The sequence below is a fragment of the Nocardioides salarius genome (assembly GCF_016907435.1).
Taxonomy (GTDB): domain Bacteria; phylum Actinomycetota; class Actinomycetes; order Propionibacteriales; family Nocardioidaceae; genus Nocardioides; species Nocardioides salarius.
This window is the reverse complement of the sequence record NZ_JAFBBZ010000001.1, coordinates 4,445,849-4,466,463: the sequence shown is the minus strand read 5'-3', so window position 1 is coordinate 4,466,463 and position 20,615 is coordinate 4,445,849. Positions and strand designations below refer to the sequence as shown.

The window sequence follows — 20,615 nt, the reverse complement described above, 5'->3', positions numbered from 1 at the left end:
CGTCACCGCCAGCGGTGATCGAGAGGCCCGCATCGTCGTCATCCCCACCGCCTCCTCGATCGGCGAGGAGATCATGGCGGTCTACGACGCCCTGTTCCGCAGGCTGGGCGCCACCGACGTGTCCGGCGTCGACCCGGCCTCGCGCGACGAGGCGCACGACGAGACGCTGGTCAAGCAGCTCGACGAGGCCACCGGCGTGTTCATGACCGGCGGCAACCAGCTCAAGCTCTCGGGCATCCTCAACGGCACCCCCGTTGGCGACGCCATCGTGCGCGCCCACCACCGCGGGGCGGTCGTGGCCGGCACGTCGGCGGGCGCCAGCATCCAGTCCAGCCACATGGTCGCCTTCGGCTCCGGCGGGGCCACCCCCAAGCAGCGGATGACCCAGGTCGCCGGCGGCCTGGGCCTGCTCGGCTCCTCGGTCATCGACCAGCACTTCGAGCAGCGCAACCGCTACGGCCGGCTGCTGATGATCGTGGCGCAGAGCCCCCAGCTGCTCGGCATCGGCGTCGACGAGGACACCGCGGCCACCGTCACCCACGAGGTCGACGAGGAGACCGGCGAGGAGCGCGAGCTGCTGCGGGTCAGCGGCCGCGGCGCCGTGACCGTCATGGACGGGTCCCGGATGATCACCAACGCCTACGAGGCCAAGCGCTCCGCGCCGCTGCTGGCGAGCGGGGTCGTGCTGCACGTGCTGCCCGCGGGTGCGACGTACGACCTGACGGCGCGCGAGCTGCTGCCGGGCGAGACCGAGGTCGACCCCGAGGACGCCGCCGAACTCGAGGCGGTGGGCAAGGACCTGCGCCGGATGGCGCGAGACATCGCCGCCTCCGACGCCTCCCCCACCGTGCTCAAGCGCCGGATGGCGCGGCTGCGCAAACTGCGCTCGGCGGAGCAGTCACCGCTCGAGGACCAGTCCGACAGCCACGCCACGGCCCCCTCGGGGTCCGCCGGCACCCCTGAGAACGGAGCCATGCGATGACCGAACGGCCCACCCCCGACCTCAGCATCATCGAGACGCGCGTCTACCGCGGCGCCAACATCTGGTCCTACGACCGGGCGATCCACCTGGTCGTCGACCTCGGCGTGCTCGAGAAGTTCCCCACCAGCACGCTCCCGGGCTTCACCGACCACCTGGTCGCGATGCTGCCGGGCCTGCGCGAGCACTCCTGCTCGCGCGGCAAGCGCGGTGGCTTCGTCGAGCGCCTCCACGAGGGCACCTGGCTGGGCCACGTGGCCGAGCACTGCGCGCTGGCGCTGCAGCAGGTCGTGGGCCACGACGTGCGGCGCGGCAAGACCCGGCAGGTCAAGGGTCGCGAGGGCGTCTACAACGTCATCTTCGGCTATGCCGACGAGCAGGTCGGCCTGGCCGCGGGCCGGCTGGCCGTGCGGCTGGTCAACCACCTGGTCGAGGCCGACCCCGAGTTCGACTGGGACGTCGAGCTCGAGGAGTTCATCCGCCGCGCGCAGCGCACCGCGTTCGGCCCCTCCACCCAGGCCATCATCGACGAGGCCGTCTCCCGCGACATCCCCTGGATCCGGCTCAACCAGCACTCGCTGGTCCAGCTCGGCCAGGGCGTCCACGCCCAGCGCATCCGGGCCACGATGACCTCGCAGACCTCCTCGATCGCCGTCGACATCGCCTCCGACAAGGACCTCACCACCTCGCTGCTCTCGGCGGCCGGGCTGCCGGTGCCCAAGCAGGAGTCGGTGCGCACCGTAGAGGGCTGCGTGCGCGCCGCCGAGCGGATCGGCTTCCCGGTCGTGGTCAAGCCGCTCGACGGCAACCACGGTCGTGGCGTCTGCCTGGACCTGCAGGACGAGAAGGAGGTCCGCGAGGCCTTCGAGGTCGCCCGCGAGCAGTCGCGGCGCGGCTATGTCATCGTCGAGTCGTTCGTGGTCGGCAAGGACTACCGCTGCCTGATCATCGACGGCAAGGTCGCCGCGATCGCCGAGCGGGTGCCCGCCTCGGTGGTCGGCGACGGCTCCTCGAGCGTCGAGCAGCTCGTCGACACCGCCAACGCCGACCCGCGCCGCGGCGTGGGCCACGAGAAGGTCCTGACCCGCATCAAGGTCGACGACGCGGCCGTCGAGCTGGTGCGCGAGCAGGGCTTCGCGATGTCCGACGTACCGCCCGTGGGCACCACGGTGCGCCTGGCGCTGACCGGCAACATGTCGACCGGCGGCATCTCCATCGACCGCACCTTCGAGGCGCACCCCGAGAACGTCGAGATCGCCGAGGAGGCCGCGCGGATGGTCGGCCTCGACATCGCCGGCATCGACTTCATCTGCCCCGACATCACCGAGCCGGTGCGTGAGACCGGCGGCGCGATCTGCGAGGTCAACGCCGCCCCCGGCTTCCGGATGCACACCCACCCGACCATCGGCGAGCCGCAGTTCATCGCCAAGCCGGTCGTCGACATGCTCTTCCCGCCCGGCGCCAAGTCGCGGATCCCGATCGTGGCGGTGACCGGCACCAACGGCAAGACCACCACCTCGCGGATGATCAGCCACATCTTCAAGGGGATGGGCCGCAAGGTCGGCATGACCTCCACCGACGGCGTCGTCATCGACGAGCGCCTGGTGATCCGCGCCGACGCCTCCGGGCCGCGCTCGGCGCGGATGGTGCTGCAGAACCCGCGGGTCGACACGGCGGTCTTCGAGGTCGCCCGCGGCGGCATCCTGCGCGAGGGCCTGGGCTACGAGCGCAACGACGTCGCGGTCGTGATCAACGTCGCCCCCGACCACCTCGGCCTGCGCGGCATCGACACCGTCGAGCAGCTGGCCGACGTCAAGGCCGTCCTGGTCGAGGCGGTGCCGCGCGACGGCCACGCCGTGCTCAACGCCGACGACCCGCTGGTGCGCAACATGCGCCGGCGCTGCTCGGGCCAGGTGGTGTGGTTCTCGATGGACGAGCCCGGCACCGAGACCCGCGAGATGATCGACGCGCACTGCCGCCGCGGCGGCAAGGCGCTGGTGCTCAACCCCTCCGAGCGCGGCGAGATGATCGTGGTCAAGCACGGCCCGCGCGAGATGCAGCTCGCCTGGACCCACCTGCTGCCGGCCACCTTCGGCGGCAAGGCGCGGATGAACGTGCAGAACGCGTTGGCGGCCGCCGCCGCCGCGTTCGCCACCGGCGCGCCGCTGCACGACATCCGCCAGGGGCTGCGTTCCTTCTCGACGAACTACTACCTCTCCCCCGGTCGTCTCAACGAGATCGAGGTCAACGGCGTCAACGTCATCATCGACTACTGCCACAACGCCCCCGGCATGCGGATGCTGGGCGACTTCGTCGACCGGGTCGGCGACTCGCTGGAGGGCTCGCACGACCTGGCCCGCCCCTCGCGCATCGGCGTCATCGCCACCGCGGGCGACCGGCGCGACCAGGACATGCGCGAGCTCGGCGAGGTCGCCGCGCAGCACTTCGACGTCGTCGTGGTGCGCGAGGACGAGGCCCTGCGCAAGCGCGAGCGCGGCGAGACCGCCGCGCTGGTGCTGGAGGGCGTGCGCTCCGCCATGGCCTCCGGCGCCCGCTGCAAGCAGGTCGAGCAGATCCTCGAGGAGAACGACGCCGTGCGCCACGCCATGTCGCGCGCCAACCGCGGCGACCTCGTGGTCCTGTGCGTCGACCGGCACGCGGCGGTGATGACCGAGCTCGAGAACTGGTCGCCCCAGGCCCAGGCCGGCGCCGGCTTCTCCGACGACTCCCTGGCGGACCCCGACTACGTCGCCACCCCCACCCCCGAGGCCTGACGAGCAGTCACTTTCGCACCTGCGAAAGTGACTGCTCGGCCGGGGCTACTGCTCGACGCGGAGCTCGCCGTCGGCGAAGCGGCGGCGCAGCACCTTCTTGTCGAACTTGCCCACCGAGGTGCGGGGCACCTCGTCGATGAAGGTCCACGCGTCGGGCAGCTGCCACTTGGCGAAGTCGCGGGCCAGGTGCTCGCGCAGCTCGTCGGCGGTGACGCTGGCCCCGTCGCGCACGACCACGGAGGCCAGCGGCCGCTCCTGCCACTTCTCGTCGGGGATGGCGACCACGGCCGCCTCCAGCACCGCGTCGTGCGACATCAGGGCGTTCTCGAGGTCGACCGACGAGATCCACTCCCCGCCCGACTTGATGACGTCCTTGGCGCGGTCGGTCAGCGAGATGTAGCCGAGCTCGTCGAGGTGGCCCACGTCGCCGGTGCGCAGCCAGCCGTCGTGGAACTTGGCCTGCGCCTCCTCGCGCTCGCTCTCCTCGGGACGGTAGTACGACGCGGTCACCCACGGTCCGCGCACCTCGAGCTCGCCGACGCTCGCGCCGTCGGCGGGCAGCACCGACTGGTCGTCGGCCACGATGCGCGCCGAGACGCCGCACAGCAGCCGGCCCTGGGTGCCCCGGTAGCGCCACTGCTCCTCCTCCGAGCAGCCCAGCGGCGGCAGCCCCAGCGACGCGACCGGCGAGGTCTCGGTCATCCCCCACGCCTGGCGCACCACGATGCCGTGGCGCTCCTGCAGCGCCTGCTGCAGCGAGACCGGGACGGCGGAGCCCCCGCACAGCACGAGCCGCAGCGAGTCGAGCCGGGTGCCCGGGTTCGCGTCGAGGTGCTGGAGCACGTCGTTCCACACCGTCGGCACCCCGCCCGAGAGGGTCGGGCGGCTCTCGGTCACGAAGCGCACCAGTGGCTCGGCCTGCAGCCAGCGGTCGGGCATGCACAGCGAGGCGCCGCTCATCATCGCCGAGTAGGGCAGGCCCCAGGCGTTGGCGTGGAACATCGGCACGATCGGCAGCACCCGGTCCTCGAAGGAGAGCCCGCCGGTGTTGCCGCCGCACACCGCCATCGAGTGCAGGTACGCCGAGCGGTGGCTGTAGACGACTCCCTTGGGGTTGCCGGTGGTGCCGGAGGTGTAGCACATGGCCGCCGCGTCGCGCTCGTCGATCTCGGGCCAGTCGAAGGTCGGCTCGGCGGCCGCGAGCAGCTCCTCGTAGAGGTGCACCTGCTTGCCGCTCGCGCGCAGCGCGTCGAGGTCGGCCGTGGCGGCCTCGGGGCCGGCGACCACGACGTGCTCGACCGTGGTCATCTCCTCCAGCCGGGGCGCCAGCAGCCCGACGAGCGAGTCGTCGACGATCACCACGTGGTCCTCGGCGTGGTTGGCGACGTAGACCAGCTGCTCGGGGAAGAGCCGGATGTTGAGGGTGTGGAGCACCGCGCCCATCGAGGGCACCGCGAGGTAGGCCTCGAGGTGCTCGACGTTGTTCCACTGGAAGGTCGCGACCCGCTGGTCGCCGTCGACGCCCAGGCCGCGCAGCGCCGAGGCCAGCCGGGAGGTGCGCTCGCCGAGCTCGGCGTAGGAGCGGGTGCGGCTGCCGTCGGCGGTCGCGGTGACGACCTCGCCGTCGGGGTGCACCGCGACGACGTGGCGGCGGATGGCGTCGATGGTCAGCTGGTCGTCCTGCATGGTGCTGCGCATGGCGGGCCTCCGAGAGGTCTACGGGTGGTGATCGGTGTGCTGTGCGTCACGATCCTGCCACCCGCTTGGCTCACCCCGCGCGTGCGGCCCGCACCTTGGCGGCCAGCACCTCCGCGCTGTCGGGCACGCCCCCGGCCTCGGCGATCCACTCGTAGACGCCCTCACGGTCGGCGTGGCACATCAGGCCGACGACCTCGCCGGGCAGCGCCTGGCCCACCAGCGCCGAGAGCACGCCCACCTCGGTGGGGTACGCCGGCACGGCGGTGACCCCGACCCGCTCGGCGCCGGCGCGCATCAGGCCCTCGAGCTCCTCGGCGGTGCGCCCGCGGAAGTACTTCTCCTTGTGCCCGATCGCCACGACGTCGGCGTCGCGCGCCGCGATCTCGCCGAGCTTCTCGATGAGCTCCTCGGAGCGGTCGCCGACGACGCCCAGGCCCAGCAGCACCCGGGCGCCCTCGGGGCGGACGCCGTGCATGATCTCGAACATCGCCTCGAGCCCGGCCTCGTTGTGGGCCAGGTCCATCACCACGGTGACCTCCCCGTCGGAGACCGGCACGGTGAAGCAGTTCATCCGGCCGGGGTTGTGCTCGGCGTCGGGCAGGAACGAGCGCAGCCCGGCCACCACGACGTCGCGCGGGATCCCCACGGCCAGCGCGGCGGACGCCGCGGCGAGGGCGTTCTCGACGTTGTAGTGGCTGAGCCCGGCCAGGGTCATCGGCACGTCGACCAGCTCGAGGAGCGGGTCGGGGTCGGCATCGGGCTCCAGCACGCACAGCCAGCCGTCGATGACCGTGGTGGCGCGCCCGCCGTCGCCGAGCACGTCGCGCACGGCCGGGGAGTCGGGGTCGCGGGAGAAGACCCAGACCTGCGACTTGACCACCCAGCGCATCGAGAGCACGCGCGGGTCGTCGGCGTTGAGCACCGCCCAGCCCTCGGGTGCGGTGATGCGCGGCACGACCGCCTTGACCTCGGCCAGCTGGTCGAGGGTGTCGATGCCGTGCAGGCCCAGGTGGTCGGCCGAGACGTTGGTAACCACGGAGACGTCGTTGTGGGTCAGACCAATGCCCTTGAGCAGGATCCCGCCGCGCGCGGTCTCGGTGACGGCGAGCTCGACGTCCTCGTGGGCCAGGACGCGACCGGCGCCGCTGGGGCCCGAGTAGTCGCCGGCCTCGACCAGCACGCCGTCGACGTACACGCCATCGGTGTTGGACCAGCCGACGACCTTGCCCCACTCGCGGCCGATGTGGGCGACCATCCGCGAGGTGGTGGTCTTGCCGTTGGTGCCGGTCACCGCGACCACGGGCACTCCCGGCTCCAGGGTCGTCGGTCCGTCGCCCGGCTCGCTGGTGGCCACCGTCTCGGCCGCGACCGAGACGGCGGCCGAGAGCCGGTCGGCGCTGACGCCGTCGTCGCCGGGCACCAGGGTGTCGAGCACCGAGGCCACCGCGCGACCCATCGCACGGGCGCGCTCGCGATGCGCCCACGGGTAGGCGACCACGACCTGGTGGGCGTCGTTGGTGGGACGCACCCGCACGGCCAGCGAGGAGGTGCCCGACTCCTGGGCCACGGCCCGCACCAGCCGCGCGACGGCGCGCAGGGCGAAGCGCTGGCGGAAGCCCGACTCCGGCTCGCCGGGGCGGGCACCCTCCAGGCCGATCCGCTCGGCGAGCACCAGCGCGACGTCGACCGGTGCGGTGGCCAGAGCCCCGATGTCGAGGGTCAGCTTCACCGCAGCCCTGGGGAAGTAGAGGTTGGGGCCCTCCAGCACGCGCAGCTCGACCAGAGCATGGGTGGTGGGGGCGACGTCCTGACCTGCTCCGGGTGCGCTCACCGGCGCGACGCTACCGGCTCGGGCGCTCAGGCGCCCATCGCGTGGAAGCCGCCGTCGACGTGGACGATCTCACCGGTGGTGGCGGGGAAGAAGTCCGAGAGCAGCGCGCAGACCGCCTTGGCCGTCGGGCCCTGGTCGGTGTTGTCCCAGCCCAGGGGGGAACGGGTCGCCCACATCGAGTCGAGCTCCTCGAAGCCCGGGATCGCCTTGGCCGCCAGCGTCTTCAGCGGCCCGGCGGAGACCAGGTTGACCCGGATGCCCTCGGGGCCCAGGTCGCGGGCCAGGTAGCGCGAGGTCGACTCCAGCGCCGCCTTGGCCACGCCCATCCAGTCGTAGGCGGGCCAGGCCACGGTGGCGTCGAAGGTCAGCCCGACCACCGAGCCTCCCTCGGTCATCAGCGGGCGGCAGGCGGTGGTCAGCGACTTCAACGAGTACGCCGAGACCTGCACGGCCTGGGCCACGTCGGGCCAGGGCCCCTCGAGGAACTTGCCGCCCAGCAGCGTCTCGGGGTTGCCGAACGCGATCGAGTGCACCACCCCGTCGAGCCCGTCGACGTGCTCACCGACCAGCTCGGGCAGTCGCGCCAGGTGCTCCTCGTCGGTGACGTCGAGCTCGATGACCGGCGGCTCCACCGGGAGCCGCTTCGCGATCCGCTTGGTGATGCCCAGCGCGCGCCCGAAGTTGGAGATCAGCACGGTGGCGCCCTGCTCCTGGGCGATCTTCGCGGTCGCGAAGCCGATGGAGGAGTCCATCGTCACCCCGGCCACCAGGATCCGCTTGCCGTCGAGAATGCCCATCGTCTGCTCCTTGCGTGACTTCAGTGAGGTGGGACCGGTGAGAGGTGGGTGTCAGTGGCCCATGCCGAGGCCGCCGTCGACAGGGATCACGGCCCCGGTGACGTACGCCGCCGCCGGACCGGCCAGCCAGGTCACGGTGCCGGCGACCTCCTCGGCGGCACCGAGACGCCCCAGCGGGATCCGCGCGGCGTACTCGGCCTGCTGCTCGGCCGGCAGGGAGGCGGTCATGTCGGTCTCGATGAACCCGGGGGCGACCACGTTGGTGGTGATCGAGCGCGACCCGAGCTCGCGCGCCAGCGACCGGGCGACGCCGATGAGCCCGGCCTTCGAGGCGGCGTAGTTGACCTGTCCCGGCGAGCCCAGCGTGGCCACGACCGAGGAGATCAGGATGATCCGGCCGCGGCGCAGCCGGAGCATGCCCTTGGCGGCGCGCTTGGCCAGCCGGAAGGAGCCGGTGAGGTTGGTGTCGATGACCGAGGTCCAGTCGTCCTCGCTCATCCGCAGCAGCAGCGTGTCGGAGGTGATGCCGGCGTTGGCGACCAGCACCTCGACCGGGCCGTGGGCGGCCTCCACCTCGGCGAACGCGGCGTCGACCGCGGCGGCGTCGGTGACGTCGCAGCGCACGTCGAGGGCACCCTCGGGGGCCCCACCGCTGCGGGTCGTGACGGCCACCTTGTCGCCCTGGGCGAGGAAGGCCTCCGCGATCGCGCGGCCGATGCCGCGGTTGCCCCCCGTGACCAGCACCGACCGGGGCTCGGAGGTCGGCTCGGACGACGGCTGGGACGGGGACGTCTGCGTGCTCTGGCTCACGCTCGACGACGCTAGTGATTACCCGCGCGTACCCGAAACCACCCGCGGGTCGTCACGTCGTCGACGCGCGTGGCTCAGTCGTCCTCGAGGCGGAAGCCGACCTTGAGCCCGACCTGGAAGTGCTCGACCGAGCCGTCCTTGACCTGGCCGCGCACCTGGGTGACCTCGAACCAGTCGAGGTGGCGCAGGGTGCGGGCGGCGCGCTCGACGCCGTTGCGGATGGCGGCGTCGATGCCCTCGGGCGAGGTGCCGACGATCTCGGAGATGCGGTAGGTGCGATTAGTCATACGTGGAGCCTAGACCTGCCGACGTAGGCTCGAGACATGGCCAGGCAGCGAGCACGCGACGACGAGGCGGTCCGCATCACCACGGCCGGCGTGAGCCACGAGGAGGACCTCCGCAAGCGCCAGAAGCGCTACCTGCTCTCGATGACGCTGCGCTCGGCCTGCTTCGTGGGCGCCGGCGTCGCGGGCCTGGCCGGCATCTCGTGGCTGTGGCCGATCCTCATCGTGGGCGCACTGGTGCTGCCCTACATCGCGGTCGTGCTGGCCAACGCCCAGGCGAGCCGCTCCGACGGGTTCCAGCTGCGCTCCGGCGCGTACGGCGCCCCCGAGCTGGAGGCCGCGGGCACGCACCGCGCCGGGCTGGGCGGGCGATGAGCGAGGTCGACAGCTGCTCCGCGAAGGGCTGCACCGCCCCGGCCGTGCACGCGCTGCTGTGGCGCAACCCCAAGATCCACACCCCCGAGCGGCGCAAGGCCTGGCTGGCCTGCCCCGAGCACCGTGAGTCGCTCGGCACCTTCCTGGGCTCGCGCGGCTTCCTGATCGAGGTCGTCGAGCACCAGCCGGGCGCCGACCACACGGTCTGACGCTCCGGCGGATCGGTCGGGCCGGCCGGCCGGCTCAGCCGCCGATGGCCGACATCGGACGGTCGGGCTGCAGGAACGTCGGGTCGTCGATGCCGTGCCCGGCGGCCTTGCCGCGCATCGCCACGACCCAGCGCTGGGCGAGCTCCTCGTCGCCGACGCCGTCGCGCAGCGCGGCGCGCAGGTCGGACTCGGAGCGCGCGAACAGGCAGTTGCGCACCTGGCCGTCGGCGGTCAGGCGCACCCGGTCGCAGTCGCCGCAGAAGGGACGGGTGACCGAGGCGATGACCCCGACCGTGCCCGGGCCGCCGTCGACGGTGAAGAGCTCGGCCGGAGCGCTGCCCCGGGGCTCCTCGGCGGGGGTCAGCGTGTGCACGGCCGACAGGCTCGCGAAGATCTCCTCGGCCGTGACCATCCCCTCGCGGCTCCAGCCGTGCTGGGCGTCGAGCGGCATCTGCTCGATGAAGCGCAGCTCGTAGCCGCGCTCGAGGCACCACGACAGCAGCTCGGGCGCCTGGTCGTCGTTCTCGCCGCGCAGCAGCACCGCGTTGACCTTGACCGGGCCGAGGCCGGCGGCCTGCGCGGCCTCGAGGCCCGCCACCACGTCGTGGAAGCGGTCGCGGCGGGTGATGCGGTGGAAGGTGTCGGCGCGCGCGGTGTCGAGGCTGACGTTGACGCGGTCGAGTCCGGCGTCCTTGAGGGCGGCGGCGTTGCGTGAGAGCCCCAGCGCGTTGGTGGTGACCGAGATGTCGAGGTGCTCACCCAGCTCGCGGGTGCGGCGCACGATGTCGACCAGGCCCCGGCGCACCAGCGGCTCGCCCCCGGTGAAGCGGACCTCCTCGATGCCCAGGCGCTCGACGCCGATCCGGATCAGGCGCACCACCTCGTCGTCGGTGAGCACGGAGTCGTCGGGCAGCCAGTCGAGACCCTCGGCGGGCATGCAGTAGCTGCAGCGCAGGTTGCAGCGGTCGGTCAGCGACACCCGCAGGTCGGTGGCCACCCGGCCGTACCGGTCCTCGAGAAGAAGTGGCGTCATGTGAGGAAGCATACGGGCGGGGCGGGCACCAGCACGGGGCTCGCCGCGCCCTGGCGGATAACCTCGAGGCGTGCGCTCGTTCAGGTTCATGCTCTCGCGTCGCTGGCTGCTCTTCGCGCTGGCCGTCGTCGTGCTCGCCGCCGGGTCGTGGTGGCTGGGGCAGTGGCAGTTCGACCGGCTCGAGCAGCGCAAGGCCGACAACGCCGTGGTGCGTGCCAACGAGGAGCAGGCGCCGGTGCCCGTCGAGCAGGTCCTCTCCCCCGGCGGCGACGTCGACGAGGACGACGAGTGGCGGGTCGTGACCGCCACCGGCACCTACTCCCCCGAGGACACCGTCATCGTGCGCTACCGCACCCGCGAGGGCGCCTCGGGCGTCGACGTGGTGGTGCCGCTGGTGACAGGCAGCGGCACGACGCTGCTGGTGGACCGCGGCTGGCTGGCCACCCGGGCCGCCGGCACCACCCGGCCCGACGACGTGCCCGAGCCGCCGGCCGGCGAGGTCGAGATCTCCGGGTGGGTGCGCGCCGACGGCAGCGGCGACTCCACCACCGTCAGCGACCTGTCGACCCGAGCGGTGAGCAGCGAGCGCATCGGCGAGGCGATCGACCGCGAGGTCTACGGCGGGTTCGTCGACCTGCGCTCGGAGGACCCGGAACCGGCCACCGCGCTCGAGCCGGTGGAGCTGCCCGAGCTCGACAACGGCCCGCACTTCTTCTACGGCCTGCAGTGGTGGTTCTTCGGCCTGCTGGCCGTCGGCGGCTTCCTCTACCTGGCCTGGGACGAGCGCCGTGGCCCCCGCCGGCGGCGTACGTCGTCGCGCGAGGACGCCGACGACGAGACGCCGGCTCAGCCCCGCGCGGACACGTCGTCGACGAACTGGGTGCGGTAGAGGTCGGCGTAGAGGCCGCCCTCGGCGAGCAGCTCGCTGTGCGTGCCGGACTGCACGATGCGCCCCTCGTCGAGGACCAGGATCTGGTCGGCGTTGCGCACCGTGCTCAGCCGGTGGGCGATGACCAGCGAGGTGCGGCCCTCGAGGGCGGCGTCGAGGGCCCGCTGCACGGCGGCCTCGGACTCGCTGTCGAGGTGGGCGGTGGCCTCGTCGAGCACCACGATGCCCGGCGACTTCAGCAGCAGCCGCGCGATCGCGAGACGCTGGCGCTCGCCGCCGGAGAGCCGGTAGCCGCGGTCGCCCACGACGGTGTCGAGGCCGTCGGGCAGGCGCCGCACCGTGTCGGCGATCTGGGCGGCCTCGAGGCTCGACCAGATGTCGCGGTCGTCGGCGGAGGGCCGGGCGTAGAGCATGTTGGCGCGGATGGTGTCGTGGAAGAGGTGCGCGTCCTGGGTCACGTAGCCCACGGCGTCCTCGAGGGACTGCAGGCTGACGTCGCGCACGTCGTGCCCGCCGACCCGCACGCTGCCGGAGGTGACGTCGTAGAGCCGGGCGACCAGGTGGGTCACGGTCGTCTTGCCGGCGCCGGAGGGGCCCACCAGGGCCACCATCCGGCCCACGTCGGCGGTGAACGAGACGTCGTGGAGCACGGGGACGCCGCCGCCGGTCTCGGGGCGCGCCACGCCCTCCAGCGAGGGCAGCGACAGGTCGTCGGCGCCGGGGTAGGCGAAGCCGACCCGGTCGAACTCCAGGCGGGCCGCGCTGCGCGGCAGCTCGACCGCGTCGTCGCGCTCGACGATCAGCGAGGGCAGGTCGAGCACCTCGAAGACCCGCTCGAAGCTGACCATCGCGGTCATCACGTCGATGCGCACGTTGGAGAGCCCCTGCAGGGGGCCGAGCAGCCGCAGCAGCAGCGTCGCGAGGGCGAGCAGGGTGCCGATGGTCAGCGCGTCGCTGACCACCAGCTGGCCGCCGACGCCGTAGACCAGTGCGGTGGCCAGGGCGGGGACGAGCACCATGGCGGCGCCGAAGATGCGGGTGATCAGGCTGATCCGCACCCCGAGGTCGCGCACCTTGGCGGCCTTGGTGGCGAAGAGGACGTCCTCGTCGTCGCGGCGCCCGAAGAGCTTGAGCAGCATCGCGCCGCCGACGTTGAAGCGCTCGGTCATGTTGTTGCCGAGGTCGGCGTTGCCGTCCATCTGCTCGCGCGTCAGCCCGGCCAGGCGGTTGCTGACGAACCGGGAGGCCAGGAAGAGCAGCGGGAAGAGCCCCACGCACAGCAGCGTCACCTGCCAGCTCAGGGCCAGCATGGTGATGCCGACGACGACCACCGCGATGGAGTTGGACACGGTGCTCGACAGGGTCGAGGTGAAGGCGCGCTGCGCGCCGATCACGTCGTTGTTGAGCCGGCTGACCAGCGCCCCTGTCTGGGTGCGGGTGAAGAAGGCCATCGACTGGCGCTGCACGTGGGCGAAGACCTGGGAGCGCAGGTCGTAGATGAGGCCCTCACCGATCCGGGAGGACAGCCAGCCGGCCAGCACGCTGAGCACCGCGTTGAAGACGGCGAACCCGGCCATCGCCAGGGCCAGCCAGGTGACCAGCCCCCGGTCGCCGGCCAGGATGCCGTTGTCGACGATCTGCTGGACCAGCAACGGGGTCACCACGACCAGCGAGGCGTCGATGACGGTCAGCACCAGGAAGACCGAGATCAGTGCCCGGTGGGGACGGGCGAAGCCGACCACCCGCCGCACGGTCTGGCGCGACAGCCGGTTGTTCACCACGCTGCGGTCCGAGCGCAGGTGGCGCCAGGCCATCCCGGCCCCCATCATCCCCGACACGTCGTGCTCCTCACTGCTGCTACTGCTCGTGGGTGGCGCCCGCGACCTCGCGGAAGCGGCGGCCCTGGGCCTCGCGCTCGAGGCGGCGCTGCTCGTCCAGCGGCTGTGCCGCCGCGCTCTGGAGCAGCGCCTTGGTCTCACGCACCGCCCCGGCCATCGGGGCGGTGAGGGACTCGACGAGGTGCGCGACGGTGGCAGCGAGCTGGTCGGTCGGGACCGCGGTCAGGGCGATGCCGATGCGCACCGCCTCCTCGGCGCCGACCATGCGTGCCGTGGCACAGATCTCCAGTGCCCTCGCGTAGCCAACCGCCTCGACCAGGGGTTTTGTTCCCGTGAGGTCGGCGACCAGGCCCAGGGCCGCCTCCTTCATGCACAGCTGGGCGTCGTCGGTCAGCACCCGCAGGTCGCAGGCCAGCGCCAGCTGGAAGCCGGCGCCCACCGCGTAGCCCTGGACCGCGGCGATCGAGACGAACGACGGGTCGCGCAGCCAGGTGAAGCCGCGCTGGTAGTCGTCGATCGTCGCCGACATCTCCTCCTCGCTGCGGCGCAGCAGGTCGGCCACGGACTCCACGCCCTCGGCGGAGGACGCCGGGTCGAGCATCGCCCGGTCGAGACCGGCGGAGAAGGTGGTGCCGGCGCCGCGCACGACGACCACCCGCACCTCGTCGTCGGCCACCAGGCGCTCGCCGACCGTGGCCAGGGCGCGCCACATCGCCGGGGTCTGGGCGTTGCGGACCTCGGGGCGGTCGAGGGTGACGGTGGCGACCGCGCCCTCGACGTGGACCTGCAGACCGACGGCGGCGAGCTCTTCGGGTGTCATGCCCGGAGTCTAGGAACCGGCACCGACACCGGACCCGGCGCCCTCAGGCCAGCGAGACCAGGTCGGCGTACCCCTCGTTCCAGAGGTCCTCGTCGCCGTCGGGCAGCAGCAGCACCCGGTCGGGCTCGAGGGCCAGGACGGCGCCCTCGTCGTGGGTGACCAGGATGATGGCGCCCTCGTAGGTGCGGATCGCGGCCAGCACCTCCTCGCGGGAGGCGGGGTCGAGGTTGTTGGTGGGCTCGTCGAGCAGCAGCACGTTGGCGCTGGAGACCACCAGGGAGGCCAGCGCCAGGCGGGTCTTCTCCCCACCGGAGAGCACCGCGGCGCTCTTGTGCGCGTCGTCGCCGGAGAAGAGGAAGGAGCCCAGCACCGAGCGGGCCTCGACGTCGGTCAGCTGCGGCGCCGCGGACTGCATGTTCTCCAGGACCGTGCGCGAGGTGTCGAGCGTCTCGTGCTCCTGGGCGTAGTAGCCCACCTTCAGCCCGTGGCCGGGGATGACCTCGCCGGTGTCGGGCTGGTCGACCCCGGCCAGGATCCGCAGCATGGTGGTCTTGCCGGCGCCGTTGAGACCCAGGATGACGACGCGCGAGCCCTTGTCGATGGCCAGGTCGACACCGGTGAACACCTCGAGGGAGCCGTAGGTCTTCGACAGCTCGCGGGCGGTGATCGGGGTCTTGCCGCAGGCGGCGGGGGCCGGGAACTTGATCCGGGCGACCTTGTCGACGGCCCGCTCGCCCTCGAGGCTGGACATCATCTTCTCGGCCCGCTTGAGCATCGACTGCGCCGCCTGCGCCTTCGAGGCCTTGGCGCGCATCTTGTTGGCCTGGTCGGTGAGCGTCTTGGCCTTGTTCTCGGCGTTCATCCGCTCGCGCCGACGACGCACCTCGTCGGTCTCGCGCTGGGTGAGGTAGTTCTTCCAGCTCATGTTGTAGATGTCCATGGCGGTGCGGTTGGCGTCGAGGTGCATCACCTTGTTGACGGTGGCCTCGAGGAGCTCGTTGTCGTGGCTGATCACGATGAACCCGCCCTTGTGGGCCTTGAGGAACTCCCGCAGCCACACGATCGAGTCGGCGTCGAGGTGGTTGGTCGGCTCGTCGAGGATCAGGATCTCGGCGCCGGAGAACAGGATGCGGGCCAGCTCGACCCGGCGGCGCTGGCCACCCGACAGCGTCTTGAGCGGCTGGCCGAGGAGCCGGTCGGCGATGCCGAGGCTGGCCGCGATGGTGGCCGCCTCGGACTCCGCGGCGTACCCGCCACCGGCGTGCATCTCGTCGTCGGCACGGCTGTAGCGGCGCATCGCCTTCTCGGCGACGGCCATGTCGTCGGAGCCCATCTGCTCCTCGGCCGCCCGCAGGCGACGCACGACGTCGTCGAGACCGCGGGCGGAGAGGATCCGGTCGCGGGCCAGGACCTCGGGGTCGCCGGTGCGCGGGTCCTGCGGCAGGTAGCCGATGTCACCGCTGCGGGTCACCGATCCGCCGGCGGGCAGCGCCTCGCCGGAGAGGATCTTGGTGAGGGTGGTCTTGCCGGCGCCGTTGCGACCGACCAGGCCGACCTTGTCGCCCGCGGCCACGCGGAAGCTCACGTCCTCCATCAGGAGACGCGCGCCGGCACGGACTTCGAGCTGATGAGCGGTGATCATAGGAGTCCAATCGTAGGAGTCGGTAGCCTCAGCCACCGATTCGCCGGCACCCGGCGCAGGCCGCCCCAGGAGGCACGACGTGAGGTTCAACCCCAAGGCCCACCTCGACACCCGGCGCACACGTGACGTGGGTCGCAGCAGCGGAGGGGGCCGCTCCCGTGGCGGCTTCCCGGGCTCCGGCAGCCGTGGCGGCTCCTCGCTGCCCGTCCCGGGTGGGGTCGTCGGCGGGGGTGGCGTGGTCGCGGCAGTCATCGTGGTCGGCATCTTCGTGGTCACCCAGCTGATGGGCGGCGGCTCCGGGCTCGACCTCGGCTCCGGGGGCAGCCTCGACGCGAGCCGCTTCGAGGACTCCGAGCGGTACGCCGCCTGCGAGACCGGCGAGGACGCCAACGAGTCGGTCGACTGCGCACGGGTCGCGGTCGAGAACAGCCTCTACGACTACTGGGGCGACACGCTCGCCGACGACTTCCGCCCCGCTGACTCGCTGGTGACCTTCTCCGGGCAGGTCGGCACCGGCTGCGGCGCGGCCAGCTCGGCCGTCGGCCCGTTCTACTGCCCCGCCGACGACACCATCTACCTCGACAGCGGCTTTTTCGACGAGGTGCTCGAGCGCCAGCTCGGTGGGCCCGACGGTGGGTTCGTGGAGGCCTACGTCCTGGCCCACGAGTACGGCCACCACGTCCAGAACGTGCTGGGCACGATGGGCCGGGTCCGCACCCAGCAGGGCGCCTCCTCCGACGCGGTGCGCCTGGAGCTGCAGGCCGACTGCTACGCCGGGATGTGGACGCGGGGCGCCACCGCGACCGAGGACTCCTCGGGCACCGCGCTCATCAGCGAGCTCACCGACGAGGACGTCCGGCTGGCGCTCGAGGCCGCGGCCAGCGTCGGCGACGACCGCATCCAGCAGCAGACCCGGGGCCAGGTCGACGAGGAGTCCTGGACCCACGGCTCCGCCGCGCAGCGCCAGCGCTGGTTCCGGGTCGGCCTCGACGGCGGCGACCTCACCGACTGCGACACCTTCGCGGCCGACAGCCTGTGACGTCGTAGGTCGAGCGGCGACGAGCGCCGTCGGCGGGCGCCGTTGGTCGAGCAGCGAGGAGCGCCAGCGACGAGCGACGCCGAGACCCCGTGACGACCGCGCCCGCCGTACGCCATGGACTCACCGGATTTCGAGACGGTTGCTGCGCAACCTCCTCAATCAACGGCGCCGGTCAGGCGTCGAGCAGCGCCTCGATCAGGGGGAACTGGCGCTGCAGGGCCCGCAGGTGCGGGGCGACGGCGGGGTGGCGGAACTTGCCGGCGAGCGCCCCCTCTCCCCTGGCCACCCGCGACAGCGCCCACTCGGCGCGGCTCAGCGCGGTGTAGACCGCGGTGACCCGGGCGCCCAGCGCGGCCTCCTCGGGCGTGGCCACGCCGTCGGGCAGCCCCAGCAGGTAGGCGTCGAGCAGCGGCTCGAAGTCCTCGCGCGCGGCCAGCAGGTAGTAGCCGAGGTCGGCGCCCACCGCGGCGGTGCCCAGGCACGACCAGTCGATGGCCACCACGTCGTCGCCCTCCCGCCCCGGCAGGTTGCCCGGTGTGGGGTCACCGTGCTGCAGCACCTGCGGCAGCGCGTCGCAGCGGTCGAGGAAGGTGTCGCGGCGCGTCCACAGGTGCTCGGCCACGTCGGCGACGGTGGTGCGGGACAGGGTCGGCCAGCCGCCCCGGTGCGCCGTACGCCGCAACCGGTCGCGCAGCTGGTCGCGGGCCAGCCAGGCGACGTCGGGCACCGGCGTGCCGGCGAAGCGGCCCAGGGCGTGCGCCGCGAAGAGCCCGTTGACGGCGGCGTCCTCGACCCAGTCCTCCGTCAAGGTGATGCCCTCGACGTCCTCCTGGGCCACCGAGCGCACCGGTGGCCTGAGCCCGCGGGTGCGCGCCAGGATGCCGGAGGTGACCACGTCGGCGGCGCGGCGCCAGTAGGCGAAGTGGTGGGGGTCGCCGAGCTCGGCGGGGTCGTGCTCACCGGGTGCGGCCAGGCGCTTCACGGCCACGGGCTGTGTACCGAGGCTGGTGCGCCACACGCCGATCGTGGACATGCCGGCCCCGCCGGGGAGCGGATGCCAGCCCGGGTCGGGCTGCCACGTCGGGGCCACGAGCCCGACGCTAGCCGATGTCGCGGCGCCGGAAGGCCAACTGGCCCGCCGCGCCGACGGCGAGTGCGACGCCCAGCAGCGCCGCCGACGCCGCCAGCGAGGCGTCCTCGGCCGGCACCAGGGGCAGGTGGTCGAAGGGCGAGAGCCAGCGCACCCACTGCGGCAGGTCGAGGAGGTCGCCGAAGAACATGACCACGACGGCCACGACCAGCGGCGCCCACGCGAGCGAGGCGAGCCGTGGAGCCAGCGCGTGGACCAGGCGCGCGACCGCCGCGAGCAGCAGCACCGCGGGCGCGTGCTGCAGCTGCGGCAGCACGAACGACACCGCCTGCACCGGGTCGGCGGTGACGAACGCGTACCCGGCGCCGATGCCCAGCCCCGCCACGACGAGCACCAGCAGCGTGGCGAGCACGGTGACGAGCGTCCAGGACAGCAGCCAGCGCCCGCGAGCCAGTGGTGCCGAGAGCACGAGCTCGGCCAGGCCCGACTCCTCCTCGCTGCGTGGCCGCAGCATCGACGAGGTCGCGAAGCCGGCGGTGAGCAGCGCGAGCATCAGCAGCATCGTGGCGAAGAACCCGTCGACGAGGTCGGGCACGCCCTGGGTCATCATCTCGAGCCCGAGGTCGGAGTCGCCGACCAGGTCCTCGACCTCCGTCCCCAGGGCGCCGTACGCGACGCCGGTCAGGAAGAGCCCGACGCTCCAGCCGATGATGCCGCCCCGCTGGAGCCGCCAGGCGAGGCCGACCGTCCCCGACAACGCCGACCCGGCCCGAGCGGGCCCGGGACGGCTGGCCACCAGACCGGCTCCGATGTCACGGCGTACGAGCAGGGCGCCGGCCAGCGCGAGGTTGGCCGCCCCAGCGGCGAGCAGCAGCAGCACCGGCCACCAGCGCAGCCCGGAGAAGGGGTGCATCGCCTGGTACCAGCCGATCGGCGAGAGCCAGGACAGCGCAGGCACCGAGACGTCGCCGACGGCCCGCAGTGCGTACGCCGCCGCGATCACCGCACCGGCGATCCCGCGGGCCGCGCGGGTGCTGGACACCAGCTGGGCGGCGACGAGGGTCGTGCCGGTGAAGCACAGGCCGCACAGCACCAGGCCGACGCCCAGCGCCGCCGAGTCGGCCACCTCGAGCGGGTAGGTGGCCAGCGAGAGGGTGACCAGCGCACCGGAGAAGACGGAGACGACGAGTGCGCTCAGCACGGCCGCGGCCGGGGGCGCGAAGCGGCCCACCACCGCTGAGCGGACCAGGTCGTCGCGTCCCGACTCCTCCTCGGCACGGGTGTGCCGGGTGACGACGACCATGACGACCAGGCCCAGGAGCACGGCGCCGAAGGCGCTGGCCTGCCAGGTGACCTGGCCCCCGACGGTGTCGAGCGAGCGGGCGGGGCCGGCCAGCGCGATCATCGCCTGGTTGCGCTCCATGGCCGCGGCCATCCGGGCCAGCTCGCCCTCACCGGGGTAGAGCCGGTCGATCGACCACGCCTGGGCCCAGTAGAGGACGGCGAGCGCCACCCCCCAGCCGAGCACCAGCCAGCGGTCGCCCTTCAATGCCTTGGCCCACAGGGTCAGGGTGCCGGTGAAGAGACCGCTGGTCACCGCCGCTCCCCGTAGTGACGCATGAAGAGCTGCTCGAGCGTCGGCGGCTGGGAGACCAGGCCCGTCACGCCGGCCTCGAGGAGGAGCCGCAGTGCGGGCTCGACGGCCTCGGGGTCGACCTCGAAGCTGACCTCGCCACCGTCGGAGCGCAGGTCGTGGACGCCGGCGAGGCCGTCGAGACCGGGGGCTGGTCCGCGCAGCTGGGCGGTGACGGCGGTGCGGCTGAGGTGGCGCATCTCGGCGAGGCTGCCGCTCTCGACGAGCCGGCCCTCGTTGATGATGCTCACGCGCTCGCACATCTGCTCCACCTCGCCGAGCACGTGGCTGGAGAGCAGCACGCTCCCCCCGCCCGCGCGGTAGGTGTTGACGCAGTCACGGAACTCGGCCTCCATCAGGGGGTCGAGCCCCGAGGTGGGCTCGTCGAGCAGCAGCAGCTCGACGTCGGCGGCCAGGGCGGCGACGAGCGCCACCTTCTGGCGGTTGCCCTTGCTGTAGCTGCGGCCCTTCTTGGTGGGGTCGAGGGCGAACCTCTCGACCAGCTCGTCGCGACGCGCGGGGTCGAGCCCCCCGCGCAGCCGGCCGAGGAGGTCGATGCACTCGCCGCCGGTGAGGTTGGCCCACAGGCTCACGTCGCCCGGCACGTAGGCCAGGCGGCGGTGCAGGTCGGCGGCCTGGCGCCACGGGTCGCCGCCGAGCAGCCGCACCGTGCCCGAGTCGGCGCGCAGCAGCCCGAGCAGCACCCGGATGGTGGTGGACTTGCCCGAGCCGTTGGGCCCCAGGAAGCCGTGCACCTCCCCCGCGCGCACCTGCAGGTCGAGCCCGTCGAGGGCCCGCACCCGCCCGAAGGTCTTGACCAGCTCGTGGACCTCGATGACGTCGGACGACACCTGTCCACCGTAGCCCCGTCCAG

18 protein-coding genes are annotated in these 20,615 nt (G+C 72.7%); 6 read left to right on the top strand and 12 right to left on the bottom strand.

Going from position 1 to position 20,615, the window contains the following annotated elements; all coding sequences use genetic code 11:
- Positions 1-982: cyanophycinase (locus JOE61_RS21385; RefSeq protein ID WP_204797338.1), on the top strand; the 982-nt coding region annotated here is incomplete at its 5' end.
- Positions 979-3,753 carry a cyanophycin synthetase gene (cphA, locus tag JOE61_RS21380; protein ID WP_193668878.1) on the top strand — a complete coding sequence of 925 codons (2,775 nt, stop codon included), beginning with the start codon at positions 979-981 and terminating at the stop codon, positions 3,751-3,753. The genes JOE61_RS21385 and cphA, both read left to right, overlap by 4 nt.
- Before the next feature lie 45 nt (positions 3,754-3,798).
- Here cphA and JOE61_RS21375 read toward each other — a convergent pair whose 3' ends face one another.
- From JOE61_RS21375 to JOE61_RS21355, 5 genes are all read right to left on the bottom strand, one after another.
- Complete coding sequence (locus JOE61_RS21375; RefSeq protein ID WP_193668879.1) at positions 3,799-5,451, bottom strand: long-chain fatty acid--CoA ligase; 1,653 nt, start codon at positions 5,449-5,451, stop codon at positions 3,799-3,801.
- Between the two features lie 70 nt (positions 5,452-5,521).
- Entirely contained in the window at positions 5,522-7,282 is a 1,761-nt protein-coding gene (locus JOE61_RS21370) for a Mur ligase family protein (RefSeq protein ID WP_307823151.1), read from the bottom strand.
- Positions 7,283-7,308: 26 nt separating this feature from the next.
- Entirely contained in the window at positions 7,309-8,079 is a 771-nt protein-coding gene (gene fabI, locus JOE61_RS21365; protein ID WP_193668880.1) for an enoyl-ACP reductase FabI, read from the bottom strand.
- A 51-nt stretch (positions 8,080-8,130) separates the two neighbouring features.
- The gene (gene fabG, locus JOE61_RS21360) at positions 8,131-8,889 is read right to left on the bottom strand and encodes a 3-oxoacyl-ACP reductase FabG (RefSeq protein WP_204797337.1); all 759 of its coding nucleotides are present in this window, start codon (positions 8,887-8,889) and stop codon (positions 8,131-8,133) included.
- A 74-nt stretch (positions 8,890-8,963) separates the two neighbouring features.
- Entirely contained in the window at positions 8,964-9,176 is a 213-nt protein-coding gene (locus JOE61_RS21355; RefSeq protein WP_193668881.1) for a dodecin, read from the bottom strand.
- 36 nt (positions 9,177-9,212) lie between these two features.
- Between JOE61_RS21355 and JOE61_RS21350 the strand changes: the two genes are divergently transcribed.
- Together JOE61_RS21350 and JOE61_RS21345 are read left to right on the top strand one after the other, a co-directional pair.
- On the top strand, positions 9,213-9,548 hold the full coding sequence (locus tag JOE61_RS21350; RefSeq protein WP_193668882.1) for a DUF3099 domain-containing protein: 336 nt from the start codon (positions 9,213-9,215) through the stop codon (positions 9,546-9,548).
- Positions 9,545-9,757 carry an acetone carboxylase gene (locus JOE61_RS21345; protein ID WP_193668883.1) on the top strand — a complete coding sequence of 71 codons (213 nt, stop codon included), beginning with the start codon at positions 9,545-9,547 and terminating at the stop codon, positions 9,755-9,757. Before JOE61_RS21350 ends, JOE61_RS21345 begins: the two co-directional genes overlap by 4 nt.
- A gap of 34 nt (positions 9,758-9,791) precedes the next feature.
- Here the strand turns inward: JOE61_RS21345 and moaA are convergent, their stop codons facing one another.
- A complete protein-coding gene (gene moaA, locus JOE61_RS21340) occupies positions 9,792-10,790 on the bottom strand; it encodes a GTP 3',8-cyclase MoaA (protein WP_227491663.1) in 999 nt (332 codons plus the stop codon).
- A gap of 70 nt (positions 10,791-10,860) precedes the next feature.
- Here moaA and JOE61_RS21335 point away from each other — a divergent pair, with 70 nt between their 5' ends.
- Positions 10,861-11,679: an SURF1 family cytochrome oxidase biogenesis protein gene (locus JOE61_RS21335; RefSeq protein WP_193668885.1), complete on the top strand. Its 819-nt coding sequence runs from the start codon at positions 10,861-10,863 to the stop codon at positions 11,677-11,679.
- Here the strand turns inward: JOE61_RS21335 and JOE61_RS21330 are convergent.
- Genes JOE61_RS21330 through abc-f form a run of 3 tightly spaced genes read right to left on the bottom strand, consistent with a single transcriptional unit; the run spans position 11,637 to position 15,979 of the window.
- On the bottom strand, positions 11,637-13,508 hold the full coding sequence (locus tag JOE61_RS21330; protein WP_227491723.1) for an ABC transporter ATP-binding protein: 1,872 nt from the start codon (positions 13,506-13,508) through the stop codon (positions 11,637-11,639). The two genes, JOE61_RS21335 and JOE61_RS21330, sit on opposite strands and share 43 nt — an antisense overlap.
- A 28-nt stretch (positions 13,509-13,536) precedes the next feature.
- Complete coding sequence (locus tag JOE61_RS21325; protein ID WP_193668886.1) at positions 13,537-14,337, bottom strand: enoyl-CoA hydratase/isomerase family protein; 801 nt, start codon at positions 14,335-14,337, stop codon at positions 13,537-13,539.
- A 43-nt stretch (positions 14,338-14,380) separates the two neighbouring features.
- A complete protein-coding gene (gene abc-f / locus JOE61_RS21320) occupies positions 14,381-15,979 on the bottom strand; it encodes a ribosomal protection-like ABC-F family protein (protein WP_193668887.1) in 1,599 nt (532 codons plus the stop codon).
- A 79-nt stretch (positions 15,980-16,058) separates the two neighbouring features.
- Between abc-f and ypfJ the strand changes: the two genes are divergently transcribed.
- On the top strand, positions 16,059-17,018 hold the full coding sequence (gene ypfJ, locus JOE61_RS21315) for a KPN_02809 family neutral zinc metallopeptidase (protein ID WP_193668888.1): 960 nt from the start codon (positions 16,059-16,061) through the stop codon (positions 17,016-17,018).
- 172 nt (positions 17,019-17,190) lie between these two features.
- On the opposite strand, the gene JOE61_RS21310 is transcribed toward ypfJ, so the two are convergent.
- Genes JOE61_RS21310 through JOE61_RS21300 form a run of 3 tightly spaced genes read right to left on the bottom strand, consistent with a single transcriptional unit; the run spans position 17,191 to position 20,592 of the window.
- The gene (locus JOE61_RS21310; protein ID WP_307823150.1) at positions 17,191-18,108 is read right to left on the bottom strand and encodes a phosphotransferase; all 918 of its coding nucleotides are present in this window, start codon (positions 18,106-18,108) and stop codon (positions 17,191-17,193) included.
- 10 nt (positions 18,109-18,118) lie between these two features.
- Positions 18,119-19,705: an ABC transporter permease gene (locus JOE61_RS21305; RefSeq protein ID WP_193668889.1), complete on the bottom strand. Its 1,587-nt coding sequence runs from the start codon at positions 19,703-19,705 to the stop codon at positions 18,119-18,121.
- The gene (locus JOE61_RS21300; RefSeq protein WP_193668890.1) at positions 19,702-20,592 is read right to left on the bottom strand and encodes an ABC transporter ATP-binding protein; all 891 of its coding nucleotides are present in this window, start codon (positions 20,590-20,592) and stop codon (positions 19,702-19,704) included. The genes JOE61_RS21305 and JOE61_RS21300 overlap by 4 nt, the downstream gene beginning before the upstream one ends.
- Positions 20,593-20,615 lie beyond the last annotated feature (23 nt).